1 protein-coding gene is annotated in these 538 nt (G+C 48.7%); it reads right to left on the bottom strand.

From position 1 onward, the window contains the following. Positions 1 to 40 precede the first annotated feature (40 nt). Positions 41 to 538: IS66 family transposase (locus tag BKD12_RS16140; RefSeq protein WP_141736970.1), on the bottom strand; the 498-nt coding region annotated here is incomplete at its 5' end.

Genomic DNA, 538 nt, shown 5'->3' with positions numbered 1-538 from the left:
TACTGGCTCATTTTTTGACCGCCGTTTCCGGCGGCCGTGTTTACAGATTGGTTGTTTTTGACTTGCTCCGGCAGATTTCCGGCAACTGATCTGACCATGGAAGCAGTTTCTCGATAAAGCTGTAATCCGTATCATCCTGATGGTCTTTCAGAACTGTCAGTACATGGTCCAGATAACGGAACGGATTCAGGTTATTCGCCTTTGCTGTTTCCGTTATGCTGTAGATGATCGCGCTGGATTTCGCACCATCGATACTGTCGATCAGCTTCCATGCATGTTTATGCAGGCAGAAGCTGCGGAGCGCTCCCTCCGTTGCGTTATTATCGAGAGGGACTTCTCCATCATTCAGGAACACTTCCAGTGCCTCTTCCTGATTGATACAGTAATTGATTCCTTCCAGTGTTTTCCCTTTGGGAAGACGCCCGGCAGATTGAACTTCTTTTGCCCACGCAAAGAAAGCCTCCACCAGAGGTTTGACTGTGATCTGCCGCTGTTTCTTTCGATCATCCGGTTTCAGAGCAGCCAACTGATTGTCCAG

The sequence above is a fragment of the Merdimonas faecis genome, assembly GCF_001754075.1.
Lineage (GTDB): Bacteria > Bacillota > Clostridia > Lachnospirales > Lachnospiraceae > Merdimonas > Merdimonas faecis.
The sequence above is the reverse complement of the archived record's forward strand: the minus strand, read 5'-3'. Positions and strand labels throughout refer to the sequence as shown.